Here is a 17,686-nt window from a genome sequence, read left to right as displayed (position 1 = left end):
TCACTGTCATATTTTTGATTTGTTTGTTTCTGTTTTAACGCCCTTAGGATGTTGCCTAATTAATTTACTGAATTCCCTGTAATAAATTGACGGTTAGATCTGTTTCTAAACGTTCTTGTACTACACTTCTGTAATTGTCAATATCAAATATCTCAAAGATCTCTCATGGCGCTTTTCGCAGGTCTCCCCGCTCAAGCTATCTTAAGTTTTTTCTCCCGAAACCGCCGCTCTCGCTAGAGAGGCGCCATCTGTCTCGTTTGCGGTTGCAAAGATAGAGCAAAACTTTATTACAAACCAAATATTACAGCAAAATATTTTTACTACACTCCACTAAAACACAAACAAAACAATAAATATCAAATAATTAGAACCAAAGAAAAATTTACAGAAAAACCACACACGACAGCAACAAGAGCGAAGTATAGCACCCAAATCAGCCAAAGAGCAGGTCGCCTACAAACAAAAGAGCAAGGCTAAAGTAACCATCACTCCACAATGCTCAGTACGGCTGACTATCCCTCAAGGGCACATTAGAACTGCAAACCCTCGCCTCAACTAATGCTTCGCAAACAAAAATCTCATAGGAAGCCCCCATACAATCGGAGGGAATTATTCTCTAGAGCTAACCTTGCTCTATATAGAGGCAACTTATCTCTATGTAGAGCAAGCCTACCTCTACATAGAGCAAGGCTAGATCTAAAAAATTGGAAGTACCATAAGGTATCTCCAAGGCTTTACTCCTAGTATATGCTAACTCATAGCACCTTTTATTGCTCGCCAAATATCCCGAGCTATGGCATACCCTTCTCTTAACCTTATTCCTAGGTAAATCCTCCTGTTCCATAATCGAACTCACAAGTAGACTCTCGAAGCTCGACTGATTAGCCTCAAATCGTAGTACCCAAATCCTCTATTCTTTTCAAGGGGAATAAACAAGGACTTCAGAATTCAGAAGATAATCACATGACAAACAGCCTATTACGCATAAAATTAGAAAACAAATATTTCAGAAACCTCGAAACGACATTTCAGTTTCATACACATCGGACAAACAAAAACCCTCCCCCGCCCTAGAGGACGGAGGAGGGTTTTTCCTTTATCGTGTGGCTAGTGGTAGACTACCAGCTAGCTTTCTTAACGCCGGGGATCAGACCAGCAGAGGCCATTTCACGGAACTGAATACGTGAAATACCGAACTGGCGCATGTAACCCTTAGGACGACCCGTCATGCTGCAACGATTGTGCAGACGAACAGGCGAAGCGTTCTTAGGCAGAGCCTGAAGACCTTCGTAGTCACCAGCTGCCTTCAGCTCAGCACGCTTAGCGGCATACTTAGCCACGAGCTTAGCACGCTTCACTTCGCGTGCCTTCATTGATTCCTTTGCCATGTCTTAGTTACCTTTTTTTGCGTTCTTGAATGGAAGACCGAACTCCTTGAGCAGAGCGTAGCCTTCTTCGTCGGTAGCAGCACTCGTTACGAACGTGATGTTCATACCGAGAATCTTGGTGATGCTGTCTAGGTTGATCTCAGGGAAGATGATCTGCTCGCTGATACCTAGGGTATAGTTACCACGACCATCTAGCTTGCTCTCGATACCCTTGAAGTCACGGATACGTGGCAGAGCGATACGCACGAGACGCTCTAGGAACTCGTACATCTGCTCGCGACGAAGCGTTACCATCACACCGATAGGCATCTTCTTACGAAGCTTAAAGTTAGAGATGTCCTTCTTAGACACCGTGGCCACAGCCTTCTGACCAGTGATAGCCGTGAGCTCAGCGATAGCTACGTCGATGATCTTCTTGTCACCTGTAGCCATACCAAGACCTTGGTTGATCACGATCTTCTTAAGCACGGGCACCTGCATACGGCTCTTGTAGCCGAACTGCTCAATGAGGGCAGGAACGATACGCTCCTGATACTCCTTCTTAAGACTTGCTGTATTGCTCATTACTTAATTTCCTCCCCAGACTTTTTAGAATAACGTACTAGTTTGCCAGCTTCGTTCAGCTTGCGGCCGATACGAGTAGCCTTACCCGTCTTGGGGTCTACCACATTAAGCTTAGCGATGTGGATAGGAGCTTCTACCTTCTCGATGCCCCCCTGTGGGTTCTTAGCACTGGGCTTAGCGTGCTTGGTGATGATACCTACACCCTCTACAATAGCCTTCTGCTTGTCCACAAGAACCTCTAGCACACGGCCAGTCTTGCCCTTGTCGGCACCGCTGAGGACTACTACAGTATCGCCCTTCTTGATATGTAACTTACTCATTTCTGATTCGCTTTTATTATAGCACTTCGGGCGCCAGTGAAACAACCTTCATATTCACGGTACGAAGCTCACGAGCCACAGGACCGAAAATACGGCTAGCACGCATGTCGCCAGCAGCATTTAGGAGCACACAGGCGTTGTCGTCGAAGCGGATGTATGAACCATCTGCACGACGCACTTCCTTCTTCGTTCTTACGATGAGTGCCTTAGATACAGTACCCTTCTTGAGATCGCTCCCGGGGATAACGCTCTTCACTGACACTACGATAACATCACCGACAGAGGCATAGCGGCGACGAGTACCACCGAGTACACGGATACAGAGGGCTTCCTTAGCTCCGCTGTTGTCGGCAACTACGAGTCTTGACTCTTGTTGTATCATAATTACTTAGCTCTTTCGATAATATTAACTAGTCTCCATCTCTTGGTACGGCTGAGAGGACGAGTTTCCATGATACGTACAGTATCACCGATGTTGCACTCGTTCTTCTCATCGTGAGCGTGGTACTTCTTTGTCTTATTTACGAACTTACCATAGATCGGGTGCTTCTCCTTCCACTTAACGGCGACCGTAACGGTCTTGTCCATCTTGTTGCTAGAAACAACGCCGACGCGTTCTTTTCTTAATCTTCTCTGTTCCATTGGGGCACCCATTAATTATTGTTGAGTTCGCGCTCACGAAGAATGGTCTTCATCTGAGCAATACCACGACGCATACGGCGGATCTCAGCCGGATTGTCTACAGGTGATACGGCATGATTAACACACTTCTGCGTGTATGCAGCCTCTTCGGCTACGATACGCTCCTGCAATTCAGCCGTAGTTAGAGCCTTAATTTCTGCTAATTTCATTGCTTATTACAGGTTAGTGTTAGACATATCATAGTCACGACGCACTACGAACTTAGTCGTTACGGGGAGCTTCTGCGCAGCTAGACGGAGAGCTTCTTTGGCAACTTCGTAAGAAACGCCTTCGATCTCGAACAGCATACGACCGGGAGTTACGTTGGCAACGAAGCCTTCTGGAGAACCCTTACCCTTACCCATTCGGACGTCGGCAGGCTTCTTGGTGATTGGCTTATCTGGGAAGATGCGCACCCACACCTGACCTTGACGCTGCATATAACGTGTAACGGCGATACGCGCAGCCTCGATCTGACGACCAGTGATCCAGCGTGTGCCGAGAGACTTGATTCCGAAAGAACCGAAGGCCAGCTGGTTGCCACGCATGGCGTTGCCCTTGGCGCGACCCTTCTGGACTCTTCTAAATTTAGTTTTCTTTGGTTGTAACATTTCTTCTTTTCTTCGTTAAATGTTAGCGATTGCCTCTTCTTCCACCACGGTTGCGACGACCGCCATCACGGCGTCCACCGTCTCTCTGAGCCTTGGGCTGTGTGAAGTTGGGAGCTAGGTCACGCTTCTCGTAAACTTCACCCTTACAAATCCACACCTTGATACCCAAGATACCTACCTTCGTCAAGGCTTCGGCGCGAGCGTAGTCGATGTCTGCACGCAGTGTGTGCAGAGGCGTACGACCCTCCTTATACATCTCGCTACGAGCGATTTCTGCTCCGTTGAGACGACCAGATACCTGTACCTTGATACCTTCTGCTCCGGCGCGCATTGCAGAGGCAATAGCCATCTTTACTGCACGACGATAGGCAATCTTTCCTTCGAGCTGGCGAGCGATGTTGTCTGCTACGATAGCAGCATCGATCTCGGGCTTACGTACCTCGAAGATGTTGATCTGAACATCCTTGTTCGTGATCTTCTTAAGCTCTTCCTTGAGCGTATCTACATCCTGACCACCCTTGCCGATAACGACACCGGGGCGAGCAGTGCAGATCGTGATTGTAACGAGCTTAAGTGCGCGCTCAATAACGATGCGAGAAACGCTTGCCTTAGCCAGACGAACATTCAGATAGCGGCGAAGACGATAATCTTCAAGCAGCTTTTCGCCATAGTTATTGCCACCATACCAGTTGGAATCCCATCCGCGGATGTACCCCAAACGATTTGCTATTGGATTAATCTTTTGTCCCATCTGACTAATTAGTTATTTTTTGTATCCACGAAGATCGTAACGTGGTTTGAACGCTTACGAATTCTATATCCACGACCCTGTGGAGCTGGACGCATACGCTTGAGGGTAGCAGCACCATCCACGAAGATACGTGTGATGAAGAGCTCACCATCCTCTGCCTTACGTTCATTCTTTTGTTCCCAGTTTGCGATAGCCGAGCGAAGGAGCTTCTCTACACGTGCGGAAGCCTCCTTGTTGGAGAACTTCAGTACGCCTAGGGCACGGTTCACTTCCATACCACGCACCATGTCTGCTACAAGACGCATCTTACGAGGCGACGTAGGCACGTTGCGCAGAGAAGCGAAGTAAGTGCTCTGGAGCGCTTCCTTGCGAGCTTCGGCTGACTGTCTTTTTCTTGCACCCATTTTCTCTTAATAATTTATTATTTAGATACCTGAAGTGTGATTTTACTTCAGCCGATTACTTCTTCTTGTTACCACCGTGACCACGGAAAGTACGCGTAGGAGAGAATTCACCTAGCTTGTGACCTACCATGTTCTCCGTTACGAAAACGGGGATAAACTTATTACCGTTGTGCACCGCAATGGTGTGACCCACGAAATCGGGGCTGATCATTGAGGCACGTGCCCATGTTTTGATGACTGACTTCTTGCCACTCTCATTCATCGCCAAGACCTTCTTCTCGAGCTTGAGATTAATATATGGACCTTTCTTTAGTGAACGACTCATAATTCTGTTGGATTAATCAATTACTTCTTACGTCTTTCGATGATGTACTTAGAAGAATGCTTCTTCGGAGCACGTGTCTTCAGACCCTTAGAGTAGAGACCAGTGCGAGAACGTGGGTGTCCACCCGATGCACGTCCTTCACCACCACCCATTGGGTGATCTACTGGGTTCATAACTACACCTCGGTTGTGAGGACGACGGCCGAGCCAGCGAGAGCGACCAGCCTTACCGCTGCGCTCTAGAGCGTGGTCGCTATTGCCTACGCTACCGATAGTAGCCTTACAAGCAGATAGGATACGACGCGTCTCGCCCGAAGGCATCTTAATCACAACATATGTTCCTTCACGTGAAGTCAGCTGAGCAAATACACCGGCAGAGCGAACCATCTTGGCACCTTGACCAGGACGTAGCTCAATGTTGTGGATGATAGAACCAACCGGAATGTTTGCAAGAGGTAGGCAGTTACCTACCTCGGGAGCAGCTTCTGCACCCGACATCACAGTCTGGCCAACCTGCAGACCATCAGGAGCGAGGATATAGGCCTTAGCTCCGTCTACATAATACAGCAGAGCGATACGAGCTGTACGATTGGGATCGTACTCGATGCTCTTAACTGTAGCAGGGATGCCATCTTTGCTTCTCTTGAAGTCGATAAGACGAAGCTTCTGCTTGTGACCGCCACCGATATAGCGCATAGTCATCTTACCGGTGTTGTTACGACCACCAGACTTCTTCTTACCTACTACGAGAGACTTCTCTGGTGTGCTTGCCGTGATGGTATCAAACGCACCAATAACTTTGTGTCTCTGCCCCGGCGTTGTGGGCTTCAATTTACGTATAGCCATTTCTTAGTTTAGATATTTGCGTAAAAGTCGATGGTCTGACCTTCTTGTAGCGTAACCACTGCCTTCTTGAACGCAGCAACCTTGCCACGTAGCAAACCACTCTTCGTATAGCGAGCCTTGCGCTTACCGCTATAATTCATCGTGTTTACGCTTTCGACCTTTACATTATACATAGCTTCGATAGCTTTCTTGATCTCGATCTTGTTGGCATCAGGAGCAACGCGGAAAGCGTAACGCTCGGGCATCTTCTCCGTGATGGCTGTCATTTTTTCCGTAATGATCGGCTTGATGATAATTCTCATTGATAGATACCTCCTTATTATGCCTTAAATTGTTCGTTAATCACAGCTACAGAAGCCTCCGTCAGAATGAGCTGCTTGCAGTTGAGCACAGCGTATGTGCTAAGCTGGCGAGCGCTCAGAAGGAGAGCTGTAGGAATGTTGCGAGCAGAGAGAGCCACATTGTCGCTGATCTGGTCAGCCACGAAGAGAGCCTTCTTGCCTTCTACATTCAGAGCCTTAGTTAGCTCTACGAAGTTCTTAGTCTTTGGAGCTTCGAAGTCGAAGTTCTCAACAACCGTAATCGCACCAGCTGCTAGCTTGTGTGCAAGTGCAGAGCGACGAGCTAGCCCCTTGAGCTTCTTGTTGAGTTTGAAGCTATAGTCACGTGGGGTAGGACCGAATACACGACCACCACCTACAAGCAGAGGAGAGTTGATATCACCACGACGAGCACCGCCGCCACCCTTCTGACGGATGAGCTTGCGCGTACTACCAGAGATTTCACTACGCTCCTTAGACTTGTGGGTACCCTGACGTTGGTTAGCAAGATACTGCTTTACATCCAAGTAAATAGCGTGATCATTGGGCTCGATGCCGAATACAGCATCGTCGAGGACGATCTTGCGACCTGTATCTTCACCCTTTATGTTAAATACACTTAGTTCCATTTACTTTTCGATTACGACGATTGAACCTTTAGCACCGGGCACACTACCCTTAACGAGAAGGAGGTTGTGCTCGGGCATTACCTTAATCACTTCGAGGTTCTGAACCGTTACACGCTCATTACCTGTCTGACCGGCCATACGTGTTCCCTTGAATACCTTAGCAGGATACGAGCACGCACCTACAGAACCGGGAGCACGAAGACGATTGTGCTGACCGTGGGTAGCCTGACCTACACCACCGAAACCATGGCGCTTAACAACACCTTGGAATCCCTTACCCTTTGAGGTACCAACAACGTCTACGAAGACACTATCCTCAAAGAATTTTACATCAATCACATCGCCTAGATTGTACTGACTACAATCAAAACCCTTGAACTCGGCCAAGTGTCTCTTGGGGCTCACACCAGCCTTGGCATAGTGACCCTGAAGGGGCTTGCTTGTGTTCTTCTCCTTTGCATCAGAGAAGCCAAGCTGTAGCGCTTCATAGCCATCCTTTTCCAAGGTCTTGATCTGCGTAACCACGCAAGGACCTACTTCAATAACAGTGCATGGAAGATTCTTTCCCTCGGCACTGAAAACGGATGTCATTCCGATTTTCTTTCCTAATAAACCTGGCATTTCAGTTTCTATTTATTAAACTCACACTTTGATTTCAACTTCTACACCGCTAGGAAGCTCTAGCTTCATTAGCGCATCTACAGTTTCGGCTGTAGAGTTGTGGATGTCGATCAGTCTCTTATAAGAGCTTAGCTCAAACTGCTCACGAGACTTCTTGTTTACGAATGTTGAACGGTTCACCGTGAAGATGCGCTTATGCGTTGGGAGCGGAATTGGACCGCTCACCAGTGCACCAGTAGCCTTCACAGTCTTTACGATCCTCTCGGCAGACTTATCCACGAGCATATGATCGTAAGACTTCAACTTGATTCTAATCTTTTGGCTCATATATCTTATACTGGGGTATTTACTACTTAATCAAATCTACACGACCACCTACTTCCTCAAGTACTGCGCGAGCGATACCACTAGCCACCTCTGCATAGTGAGAGAAGGTCATAGAGTTGGTAGCACGACCAGAAGTAATCGTACGAAGCTGTGTCACATAGCCGAACATCTCCGATAGGGGCACCTTAGCCTTAACTAGTGTAGCACCACCGGGCGTAGAGTCCTGACCCTCTGGTAGACCACGACGCTTGTTAAGGTCACCAATCACTGAACCGATATAGTCGTCTGGAGTTTCGACCTCGAGGTGCATGATAGGCTCGAGTAGCACGGGACCTGCCTGAGCGCAAGCACTCTTGAAAGCCTCACGAGCTACGATCTCGAACGAAAGCTGGTCAGAGTCTACTGGGTGGAAGCTACCGTCAAGCAGCGTTACCTTCAGCTTATCTACCGCATAGCCAGCAAGCACACCATTCTTCATAGCGTTCTGGAAGCCCTTCTGTACAGATGGAATGAACTCCTTAGGCACGTTACCACCCTTCACCTCATCGATGAACTGTAGATCGCCCTCGAAGCCTTCGTCTGCAGGCTCAACACGTACAATGATATCAGCGAACTTACCACGACCACCTGTCTGCTTCTTATAAACTTCACGCAGCTCCACTGGACGTGTGATAGCCTCCTTGTAAGAAACCTGTGGCTTACCCTGATTAGCCTCAACCTTAAACTCACGCTTCAGACGGTCGATGATGATCTCAAGGTGAAGCTCACCCATACCACTGATCACAGTCTGACCAGTCTCTTCGTTGGTCTGCACACGGAATGTTGGGTCTTCTTCGGCTAGCTTAGCAAGACCTACGCCTAGCTTGTCGAGGTCCTTCTGTGTCTTAGGCTCGATGGCGATACCGATCACAGGATCTGGGAATGTCATTGATTCCAGAGTGATTGGGTTGTTTTCGTCGCAAAGTGTATCACCCGTACGGATATCCTTGAAGCCTACACCAGCACCGATGTCACCACAGCCAATTACCTCCATAGGGTTCTGCTTGTTTGAGTGCATCTGGAAGAGGCGAGAGATACGCTCCTTCTTGCCGCTACGAGAGTTGAATACGTATGAACCAGCGTGTAGCTCACCAGCATATACACGGAAGAAGCACAGACGACCTACGTATGGGTCTGTAGCGATCTTAAATGCAAGTGCTGTAAGAGGAGCCTCTGGGCTAACCTCACGCTCAATGACTTCGTTCTCATCATCTGGGCTAGTACCCTTGACTACTGGGTAGTCTATTGGGCTTGGCAGATAAGAGCAAACAGCATCTAGCAGAGGCTGAACACCCTTGTTCTTGAATGAAGAACCGCAGAGCACTGGGTTGATCTTCATGTCGATCGTACCCTTACGTAGAGCTACGCGGATTTCGTCTTCTGTGATCGTAGAAGGATCGTCGAAGAACTTCTCCATGAGCACATCGTCGCACTCGGCAAGAGCCTCAAGCATCTTCTCGCGCCACTCCTCAGCCTCAGCTTGTAGCTCAGCTGGGATATCTACAATGTTGTAGTGCTGACCCTGCTCATCACCTTCCCATACAAGACCCTTCATAGTCACTAGGTCGATGACGCCTTGGAACTTCTCCTCCTGACCAATAGGGATCTGAATGGGCACTGGGTTAGCACCTAGTACCACACGAATCTGACGCACTACTTCTAGGAAGTTGGCACCAGAGCGGTCCATCTTGTTCACGTAGCAGATACGAGGTACACCATACTTAGTAGCCTGACGCCATACTGTCTCGGACTGTGGCTGCACACCACCTACCGAGCAGTATGTAGCGATCACACCATCAAGCACACGAAGCGAACGCTCCACCTCTACAGTGAAGTCTACGTGCCCCGGAGTGTCAATCAGATTGATCTTGTACTTGGTATCGTTGTAGTTCCAGAATGTAGTCGTAGCGGCAGATGTAATCGTGATACCACGCTCCTGCTCCTGCTCCATCCAGTCCATCGTTGCGCCACCATCGTGTACTTCACCGATCTTGTGAGTAAGACCTGTGTAGAAGAGAATACGCTCAGACGTAGTTGTCTTACCTGCGTCGATGTGCGCAGAGATACCGATATTACGGGTTAGTTCTAGATGTTTATCGTTTGCCATATCCGTGCTGTATTAGAATCTGAAGTGAGCGAATGCACGGTTAGCCTCTGCCATACGGTGCATATCTTCCTTACGCTTGAAGGCAGCACCTTGGCTATTGTAGGCATCCATAATCTCAGCAGCGAGCTTATCGGCCATAGTCTTGCCACCACGCTTGCGTGCGAATAGGATGAGGTTTTTCATAGAGATAGACTCCTTGCGCTCAGCACGGATCTCAGTAGGCACCTGATAGGTAGCACCACCGATACGACGGCTCTTCACCTCTACCTGTGGTGTAATGTTGTCCAATGCTGCTTTCCAAACCTCAAGAGCAGTTTTTTCTTCCTGCTGTGACTTGCCCTCTACAATCTTGAGAGCAGTGTAGAAAATATCGAAGGCAATACTCTTCTTGCCATCGTACATCAGGTGATTAACAAACTTAGTCACCTTCACATCACCAAATACGGGATCAGGAAGCACCTGTCTCTTTTTGGGCTTTGCTTTTCTCATTGTCGTTTAAAATTTCGTTTTGTCGATTGGTTGCTGTCTTCTTCTGTCTTCAACGCCCTCGCTAGGGCATTTACTCAACCTGTTTTTAGCCTATCCAACGAACTCAAAACTGGTTCTTAAATATTGTTTGCCGCACCGTCTGCGACTCGGGGCGCTTGCACCCTATTCTCTTTGGTTAGCCGAGAGCAAACTACTTCTTCTTACCCTTAGCTGGAGCTGCGGCTGCCTGTCCGGGCTTAGGACGCTTAGCACCATACTTAGAGCGACGCTGCGTACGACCATTAACACCAGCTGTATCAAGCGTACCACGCACGATATGATAGCGCACGCCGGGGAGGTCCTTAACACGACCACCACGCACGAGTACGATGCTGTGCTCCTGTAGGTTGTGACCTTCTCCGGGGATATAAGCATTCACTTCCTTAGAGTTTGTCAAACGAACACGAGCTACCTTACGCATAGCTGAGTTTGGCTTCTTAGGCGTAGTGGTGTACACACGCACACACACGCCACGACGCTGAGGGCAAGCATCTAGAGCAGGGCTCTTACCCTTCTCTACGATAGTCTCGCGACCCTTTCTAACCAATTGTTGAATTGTAGGCATCTTTTCTTTTAAACTATTATAATACTGTTACTTATCCTTATTCAGTATCGGCGAAGCGACCTATCGGCACACTCCACACGGCTTGCAAAGGTACACATATTTTTCAATTTAGCAAAACCTAACAGCAAGATAACCACACGGGTAGAGGTAAAAAAGTCTTTTGCAAATACGACAAAGCACACATGTTAACAAGCCTCTCTAGTTGGCCAAAAGGCAATACAAGACAACAGATGCAGCAACAAGAGCGAAGCTAAATACAAGTCTTTTCCAAAACTCCTTTATATTACTCACAACAAAATACCCCAGAGATATAAATACGACCAAAATCAAAGCCAGCGCTATTACATACTCCATCTTGTCGAAGATAGAAACCTCACCTCCATTCCCTATAAAAATAGATAAAAGCCCAACAAAAAAGGTTGTGACAGATGCAAACAGGCCCATGACCTTCATATTATTCCGCTCTATCTCAACAATTTTCTGATGAGTTCTAATCAAATCATTTCTTTCTTCAATATGAGCAATATGATATTCTAGATGTGAAATCCTTTCTCTATACTCAGCAATCTGATCTTCAAGCCTTTGAAAGTTTAGAGGGCGACAAAACGAAGAAGGATAGAAGACTGGAAAATCACGATCGGACGAACCTTTTCTACAAAACCGAAAGCGCATCTGCATGAGATATGGTTGATAGCTTTCACACCACTTCACATTGGTCTTAAAATCATCGTAGCATTTTCTCAAAAAAGCCAATATAGATCTAAGCTCCAGATATTCAACCTCTTTTTTCTCAGACAACTTGGACTCTATATAGCGAAATGTATATTCTACCGCTTTCTGATAAGGATGATAATTAAATATAAAAGTTTCATTCTGCACGGATCGAATTTTATCTATATCCATCTTCATCTGTTCATATGTATAAGTGTCACTACTACACAAAATAGAGAACCTTGAATTGTACATATAGTTACGAAACGACCTTCCCGCATAATCATTAACTACATTATAACTCTCTGGATACTGAGCTCTCTCAGGACCTGTACGCTTCTGAACGTATTCTAAATAATGCTTCTCTGCTAACTCAAGCACCTTGTCGACTAGGGGCAAAGACCGAGTCTTTTGTGCATAATATCTCATCAAAAATGCAAGATGCCACATGCAAACATCTGGTTTCAAGAATTGGCTCTGCCACTCATCTATCTTGGAAGGGCCTATCCGACTAGGGTCCAAAAAGTACAGAAAAAGAGATACTAGGTTTTGATCTTCGAATGCAATCGAAGGATCTATAGATATGATCTCAGGGACAAAATTATAACGATAAACAATTTTTTTATCTACAGAAAAATGAGACAACTTAAGCAGAAGGAAGTCAAGTTTCTCAAGAACGGCTTCTATAACTACAGATACATAATCTCTAATTTGGCTCCCTGCAAAAAGGATCTGTTGTTTAAGAATAAGTATTCTCCGAACATATGCATCATCATTAGAAAAACAATATTCCATCCAACAGGCCTCACAGACCATGTCTAATAGATCCACGAGACCTCCTAAAGGCGATTCCCCTGCTCCTCTAAATCGAGATATTGCATTCAAGGAAAACTTATGACCATCCAATCGATAGCGAGCATTTACTGTATCACAATGGTATTTAACAAGCTTCACCGACTCCTGAATATCATTTAACATTGCGGAAAATTTTCCTTGAAGCTTGGATCTCGCAGAATCATCAAGCATGGGGATATCCTCCTCTGTGAGTTTACTCAGCTCATCTAAGCCCGACACTTCGTTAATAAAATGATCCCCCGATAAAACTAATTTGGCGTAGTTTAGAAACAAACTACGCCTAAAAACCAAAATACTACATACACCCGACTGCAAACTCTCCTCTGCTTTTTCAGGCGTAGACCAATCAAGTTCATCAACCCACCCTGCAGGAAATTTAGAACGAAACTCTTGGAGAACATCTTGAGTATACCCAGACTCTGCCATACTCTCTACATGCTATACACCTTCACTTCACTCTTACAAATCTCTTGAGTAGACATAGGCGCGCTTCTACCTCCAAACATATTAGCGAGAGATATTGCCACCTGCCAAACAGTCCAGCGGTGAGTTATTTCAACTAATTCAAACACTGGCATAGTTAGATAGTCTACTATTCTATCCTTTAACTCAAAGATAAGGTCATCAACACTCTGTTTGTCTTCTTGGCTCAAAGAAGAGAAGTCATCAGGAGCTAAGTCTTCGAAATTGCAGCAATTATTACCCTCAAACCTAATACAATCGAATCCATTTGCATTCATAGAGTCGTATATATCGAGCTCAACGGGGCCATAAGGGAGCGCATAAAATTTATCAAACACCGTCAAAAGTGCTGGATCCTCCCCCGTCGCTTTTTTCGCTGCTAGTAAAAAAAGGATTTTCTGCAACCTTAATTTGGACAGATCTAAGTTTTGGCTTCCATTTTCTCTACCTATAAGAGCAAGTTGAAAAACCATATATTCAAAAATCCGCTTCTTCCGATCTTTTATATTATTATCATTCATAAAACACCAAAGCTAAAAAAGAAACGCTATACTCAAAAGAAAAACGAAAAATTACTCTGCGGATCCTTAAAAGGATATACGAACAAATCAAAGCGGCACTCTTCAGCCTCCTAAACAAAGTTGTAACATCAAAAGAAGTGGCAACTATAATTCGCGTTGTATGCCAAGTTCTGCATGTTACATTACTAGTTCATTTTAGACATCTCTCTATTATTTTGCAAAACTATAAAATAGGCTTGAAAGAACAAAATAAACAATTATGGATATAATCCAATTCACAGGATCATTCCATACACATTCAGAAAATAAAAGGTGGAAGTGTACACAAAAATAAGCAAAGACAAGGACACCAGCGAACTAATAGATACAACACATTGATTTAGGGTACTCATTTACTCTATCCAGAGGAGTTTCTCCATATAAACAAATTGCAGATTTTCACAGTTTGGTAGAGGTTTTGGTGTCTTACGAGGGGAACCTACACGAATAGGGGCGAAAAACGGCAGACTGCGTATTTGACCTCTAGGAGGCTCTAGATTGCGTTTGACTTTGTTTTGGCACTTAGCCCCGGCCAAATGAGAATAACCGCTTAAAACGGACAACTCATATACACCTAATAACTAGATATATAAAACACTTGTCAGGCTAATTTTATGCTTTCGTGTCGCACTTTTGGGAATTTCTTCCCATCAATCTCCTCGGATTAGTGGACACACCGTCGAGGAGTAGCCCACCAATCCGAAAAAGTCTTCCCATTAATTTGCTCAACAGTCGCCTCAATCTTCCCAAACCGCCCTGCCGTCCGCCTAAACCTTTACCTAACCCGTTTACATTTCATAACACAAAAGGAGCAAAATCGCACCCTAAATCTTTCCGAGTTTGTAGCGGCGGCGTGTGCTTCGCGCCGCCCGACAGGCGGAACAAATCCCCCTTCTTTGCAAGAGCAAAGCCAATAATCATCAAGCGGAGCTGAGGTTACTCCGTCTTATAGGGCTGAGGTGCCACATATACATGGTGGGCAGAGCGAAGCCGTAAATCTTTGCTGTATTTTCGTAGATACGTTTGCAAATCAACAAGCCCTAGCCCAATAAAAATCTTATGGTGTACGCTACCCCTAGCCTTCACCTCTAACCTAGAGAGCCATGCCACAGAGGCGAAGCAACTAGACATCAAACCCAATACCCTACTCTTCCTAGTGGACGATATGGGGTGGCAGAACTGCTCGCTTCCATTCACAGATACCCCCCACTAGGCTAAACTCTACCTACCGAACACCCAACCTAGAGCGAAACCTCTCGGAGCAAATAGACCTATCGGCTCGCTACCTTAGACACACGCTGACTAGCTAGACGGCTAACCAAAAGGCTCAAGACAGCAAATGCCCAGCGCCCATACGCCATACGAGAGGCCAAGCCAACGATATTGCCTTAGCCCAACGGCACACTAGGCTAAGCATATCACCTCAACTCATTGGTAGCTAAAAGATGTATGATTATTGCTAATTTTGTGGACTAAGATTTTCGGAGCAATATGGCTGATAACAATAAGAAAGCGCCCCGAGGGGCGAATAAATCCACAACAAGTAAGAAAAAAAATAGCGGGGGCTCACTCTTCAAGCGTCTACATCGTGGTACGGGAACAATATCCAAGAAAATCATGGATAATATGCGCAATGGCCGCCTGACCATAGTATTCGGCTTCTTGATTGGCTTCTTGACAATCAGTTCTCTGCTAGCGATGACCTCCTTCCTCTGGACTGGTGGTCAAGATCAGAACCTCATCAACGCAGCCATGGACGCAGAGGGGCTGGAGGTGAGTGGGCAGAAAGCCCGCAACGCACTAGGCATCATCGGGGCACGCTGGGCAGACACGCTCTTCAATGACCTATTCGGGTGGGGGACCTTCCTCCTAATGGGCTTCTTGCTATACTTAACTTACTTCCTACTATGGCATCATCGCAAGGGGGGGCTTCATCTGCTCAAGGTCTTCGTGCAGATGGGGTTCTGGACGGTATGGACCTCTATCTTCGCCGCTTCGCTACAGAAACTCTTCTCGTCCGACAGCTATCTACTATGGGGTGGCGAGCAGGGAGATATGCTTGTGCGTAGTATCCAGCGCAACTTCGACACCCTTGGTCTAGTTGTCGTACTCATCGTGAGCCTACTCGTAGGGCTGATACTGATGAGCGACCGAGTATTCGCCGCCGTCAAGGAGCCACGCCTACCAGATGTAGATGCTATACCAAGGCCGAAAAAAGAGTGGCTAGAGCGCTTAGCTTTCTGGAAAAGGCTTGACGAAGAGAGTAACCATGAAGAGGCGGACGAAGCTCTAGAAGAGATCACTGAGCACCCAGCACAGCAGCCTTCGTATACCGAACCCAATCACTTGGCCGAGGAAGTCGAGGAAAAACCTGTGGCCACTCCTATAAATAGGTCAGTGCCCCCTACCCCAACCCGTAGCGTCGAGAGCCCAAGCGGTCTAATCATCGAGGAGGCTCCCAAGGACGACCTCATCGAGGTGGCGCACCGGCCAGAGCATCTGGCTCCCGGGCTACAATACGAGCATTACCACCGCCCCAGCATCGAGATGCTCCGTGAACACGAGCAGGGTGCCAAGGCGCAGAGTGTGGACGAGATTGAGTACAACAAGCAGCGCATCATCGACACGCTAGCTAGCTTCAAGATGCGTGTGACGCCCTACAAGGCGACGATCGGCCCTACCGTAACCCTCTATGAAGTCATTCCCGATCAGGGCATCAAGGTATCTCGCATCAAAACGATGGAGGACGACATCGCTATGGGGCTCAAGAGCGAGGGCGTACGCATCATCGCCCCAATGCCGGGCAAGGGGACCGTCGGGATCGAGGTCCCCAACTCTACACCACAGACCGTGTCGATGCGCACGATCTTGGCCTCACGCAGATACAACGATCTGCTCGATGAAATGGCTCTACCCATCGGCATCGGTAAGACCATTACCAATGAGCCATTCGTCTTTGACCTCGCCAAGATGCCACACATGCTCATCGCTGGAGCCACAGGGCAGGGTAAGAGCGTCGGGCTAAATGCTATGATTACCTCACTGCTCTACAGCAGACGTCCCGAAGAGCTGAAGTTCGTACTCGTAGACCCCAAGATGCTCGAGTTTAGTGTGTACGCCCCTCTAGAGCGTCACTTTATGGCCAAGCTGCCCGATGCCCAAGATGCCATTATCACCGACATGAGCAAAGTGGTGCCTACACTCAACTCGCTCTGCGTAGAGATGGACAACCGCTACCGCTTGCTTACCCAAGCCAAGGTGCGCAACATCAAGGAGTACAATGCTCAAGTCAAGGCAAACATCAACGTCGCCCTACATCAAGGAGAGCTGATGCCCTACATTGTCTTGATCGTCGATGAGTTTGCCGACCTGATCATGACCTCGGGCAAGGAAGTCGAGCAGCCGATCGCTCGCCTAGCACAGAAAGCACGTGCGGCAGGTATCCACATGGTTATCGCCACACAGCGTCCGTCTACGGACGTCATCACGGGCTTGATTAAGGCAAACTTCCCTGCACGTATTGCTTTCAAGGTATTCTCCATGGTAGACTCACGTACCATTCTCGACTCACCGGGAGCCAATCAGCTCGTCGGTCGTGGGGATATGCTCTTCTATCAGGGCAAGGAGATGGTACGTATTCAGTGTGCTTTCCTCGACACGCCCGAGACAGAGCAGATTGTAGGCCACATATGCGCTCAGGAGGGGCCTGCCGCAGCCTATCAGCTACCCGAGTACGTACCCGAGGGTGAAGAGGGAGGCAAGAGCTTCGACCCGAACCAGAAGGACAGCCTATTCGACGAAGTTGCCAGACTGGTGGTCAATAGCCAAGTCGGCTCAACGAGCAATATCCAACGCAAGTTCAACATCGGCTACAATCGTGCGGGTCGCCTAATGGATCAGCTCGAGGGAGCGGGTATCGTTAGCCCACCCGATGGCAGCAAGCCTCGCGAGGTTTACATCAAGGATATCGCTTCTCTGGAGCATCTGCTCGAGCAACTTAGATAGGAAAGGCTCAAGACCAAGAGGAAATATCGAAGCACCCGAAAGCGTTAGATAGCTGGAAATATATCAAA

21 protein-coding genes are annotated in these 17,686 nt (G+C 47.3%); 1 reads left to right on the top strand and 20 read right to left on the bottom strand.

All coding sequences use genetic code 11. The features are described from left to right. Window positions 1–1,118: 1,118 nt before the first annotated feature. From rpsN to HQ48_RS00930, 20 genes are all read right to left on the bottom strand, one after another. Window positions 1,119–1,388, bottom strand: coding sequence for a 30S ribosomal protein S14 (gene rpsN / locus HQ48_RS01025; RefSeq protein ID WP_044231265.1), 270 nt, complete (start codon window positions 1,386–1,388; stop codon window positions 1,119–1,121). Window positions 1,389–1,391: 3 nt separating this feature from the next. Beyond that, complete coding sequence (rplE, locus tag HQ48_RS01020) at window positions 1,392–1,952, bottom strand: 50S ribosomal protein L5 (protein WP_044188483.1); 561 nt, start codon at window positions 1,950–1,952, stop codon at window positions 1,392–1,394. Continuing rightward, window positions 1,952–2,272, bottom strand: coding sequence for a 50S ribosomal protein L24 (gene rplX / locus HQ48_RS01015; RefSeq protein WP_044188485.1), 321 nt, complete (start codon window positions 2,270–2,272; stop codon window positions 1,952–1,954). The genes rplE and rplX overlap by 1 nt, the downstream gene beginning before the upstream one ends. A 16-nt stretch (window positions 2,273–2,288) precedes the next feature. Further along, window positions 2,289–2,654, bottom strand: a complete 366-nt coding sequence (rplN, locus tag HQ48_RS01010) for a 50S ribosomal protein L14 (protein WP_044188487.1) — start codon at window positions 2,652–2,654, stop codon at window positions 2,289–2,291. A gap of 2 nt (window positions 2,655–2,656) precedes the next feature. Next, window positions 2,657–2,914, bottom strand: a complete 258-nt coding sequence (rpsQ, locus tag HQ48_RS01005) for a 30S ribosomal protein S17 (protein WP_044188529.1) — start codon at window positions 2,912–2,914, stop codon at window positions 2,657–2,659. A gap of 11 nt (window positions 2,915–2,925) precedes the next feature. Then, a complete protein-coding gene (gene rpmC, locus HQ48_RS01000; RefSeq protein WP_044188490.1) occupies window positions 2,926–3,123 on the bottom strand; it encodes a 50S ribosomal protein L29 in 198 nt (65 codons plus the stop codon). 6 nt (window positions 3,124–3,129) lie between these two features. Further along, the gene (gene rplP / locus HQ48_RS00995; protein WP_044188492.1) at window positions 3,130–3,564 is read right to left on the bottom strand and encodes a 50S ribosomal protein L16; all 435 of its coding nucleotides are present in this window, start codon (window positions 3,562–3,564) and stop codon (window positions 3,130–3,132) included. A 22-nt stretch (window positions 3,565–3,586) separates the two neighbouring features. Further along, the gene (gene rpsC, locus HQ48_RS00990; RefSeq protein WP_044231264.1) at window positions 3,587–4,315 is read right to left on the bottom strand and encodes a 30S ribosomal protein S3; all 729 of its coding nucleotides are present in this window, start codon (window positions 4,313–4,315) and stop codon (window positions 3,587–3,589) included. 8 nt (window positions 4,316–4,323) lie between these two features. Further along, window positions 4,324–4,719, bottom strand: a complete 396-nt coding sequence (gene rplV / locus HQ48_RS00985; protein ID WP_044188495.1) for a 50S ribosomal protein L22 — start codon at window positions 4,717–4,719, stop codon at window positions 4,324–4,326. Between the two features lie 55 nt (window positions 4,720–4,774). Further along, the gene (gene rpsS / locus HQ48_RS00980) at window positions 4,775–5,044 is read right to left on the bottom strand and encodes a 30S ribosomal protein S19 (RefSeq protein WP_044188497.1); all 270 of its coding nucleotides are present in this window, start codon (window positions 5,042–5,044) and stop codon (window positions 4,775–4,777) included. Between the two features lie 20 nt (window positions 5,045–5,064). After that, window positions 5,065–5,889: a 50S ribosomal protein L2 gene (gene rplB, locus HQ48_RS00975; protein WP_044188500.1), complete on the bottom strand. Its 825-nt coding sequence runs from the start codon at window positions 5,887–5,889 to the stop codon at window positions 5,065–5,067. Between the two features lie 8 nt (window positions 5,890–5,897). After that, window positions 5,898–6,191, bottom strand: a complete 294-nt coding sequence (gene rplW, locus HQ48_RS00970) for a 50S ribosomal protein L23 (RefSeq protein ID WP_044188503.1) — start codon at window positions 6,189–6,191, stop codon at window positions 5,898–5,900. Window positions 6,192–6,208: 17 nt separating this feature from the next. After that, window positions 6,209–6,838: a 50S ribosomal protein L4 gene (gene rplD, locus HQ48_RS00965; RefSeq protein WP_044188506.1), complete on the bottom strand. Its 630-nt coding sequence runs from the start codon at window positions 6,836–6,838 to the stop codon at window positions 6,209–6,211. After that, window positions 6,839–7,459 (bottom strand): 50S ribosomal protein L3, encoded by a 621-nt coding sequence (gene rplC, locus HQ48_RS00960; protein ID WP_044188508.1) that lies wholly within the window; start codon window positions 7,457–7,459, stop codon window positions 6,839–6,841. A gap of 21 nt (window positions 7,460–7,480) precedes the next feature. Further along, entirely contained in the window at window positions 7,481–7,786 is a 306-nt protein-coding gene (gene rpsJ, locus HQ48_RS00955) for a 30S ribosomal protein S10 (protein WP_044188511.1), read from the bottom strand. Between the two features lie 22 nt (window positions 7,787–7,808). Then, the gene (fusA, locus tag HQ48_RS00950) at window positions 7,809–9,932 is read right to left on the bottom strand and encodes an elongation factor G (protein ID WP_044188516.1); all 2,124 of its coding nucleotides are present in this window, start codon (window positions 9,930–9,932) and stop codon (window positions 7,809–7,811) included. A gap of 12 nt (window positions 9,933–9,944) precedes the next feature. Next, window positions 9,945–10,421, bottom strand: a complete 477-nt coding sequence (gene rpsG / locus HQ48_RS00945; protein WP_044188519.1) for a 30S ribosomal protein S7 — start codon at window positions 10,419–10,421, stop codon at window positions 9,945–9,947. 190 nt (window positions 10,422–10,611) lie between these two features. Beyond that, window positions 10,612–11,025 carry a 30S ribosomal protein S12 gene (rpsL, locus tag HQ48_RS00940; RefSeq protein WP_044188521.1) on the bottom strand — a complete coding sequence of 138 codons (414 nt, stop codon included), beginning with the start codon at window positions 11,023–11,025 and terminating at the stop codon, window positions 10,612–10,614. Window positions 11,026–11,223: 198 nt separating this feature from the next. Next, window positions 11,224–13,017, bottom strand: coding sequence for a hypothetical protein (locus HQ48_RS00935; protein WP_044231263.1), 1,794 nt, complete (start codon window positions 13,015–13,017; stop codon window positions 11,224–11,226). Window positions 13,018–13,022: 5 nt separating this feature from the next. Further along, window positions 13,023–13,574: a Panacea domain-containing protein gene (locus HQ48_RS00930; RefSeq protein ID WP_044231261.1), complete on the bottom strand. Its 552-nt coding sequence runs from the start codon at window positions 13,572–13,574 to the stop codon at window positions 13,023–13,025. A 1,530-nt stretch (window positions 13,575–15,104) separates the two neighbouring features. On the opposite strand from HQ48_RS00930, the gene HQ48_RS00925 reads away from it, so the two are divergent. Then, window positions 15,105–17,618 (top strand): DNA translocase FtsK, encoded by a 2,514-nt coding sequence (locus HQ48_RS00925; protein WP_052408904.1) that lies wholly within the window; start codon window positions 15,105–15,107, stop codon window positions 17,616–17,618. The last annotated feature ends 68 nt before the right edge of the window (window positions 17,619–17,686 follow it).

This window comes from Porphyromonas sp. COT-290 OH3588 (assembly GCF_000769075.1).
In the GTDB taxonomy this organism is placed as follows: domain Bacteria; phylum Bacteroidota; class Bacteroidia; order Bacteroidales; family Porphyromonadaceae; genus Porphyromonas.
This window is presented reverse-complemented; position numbering and strand designations above follow the sequence as displayed.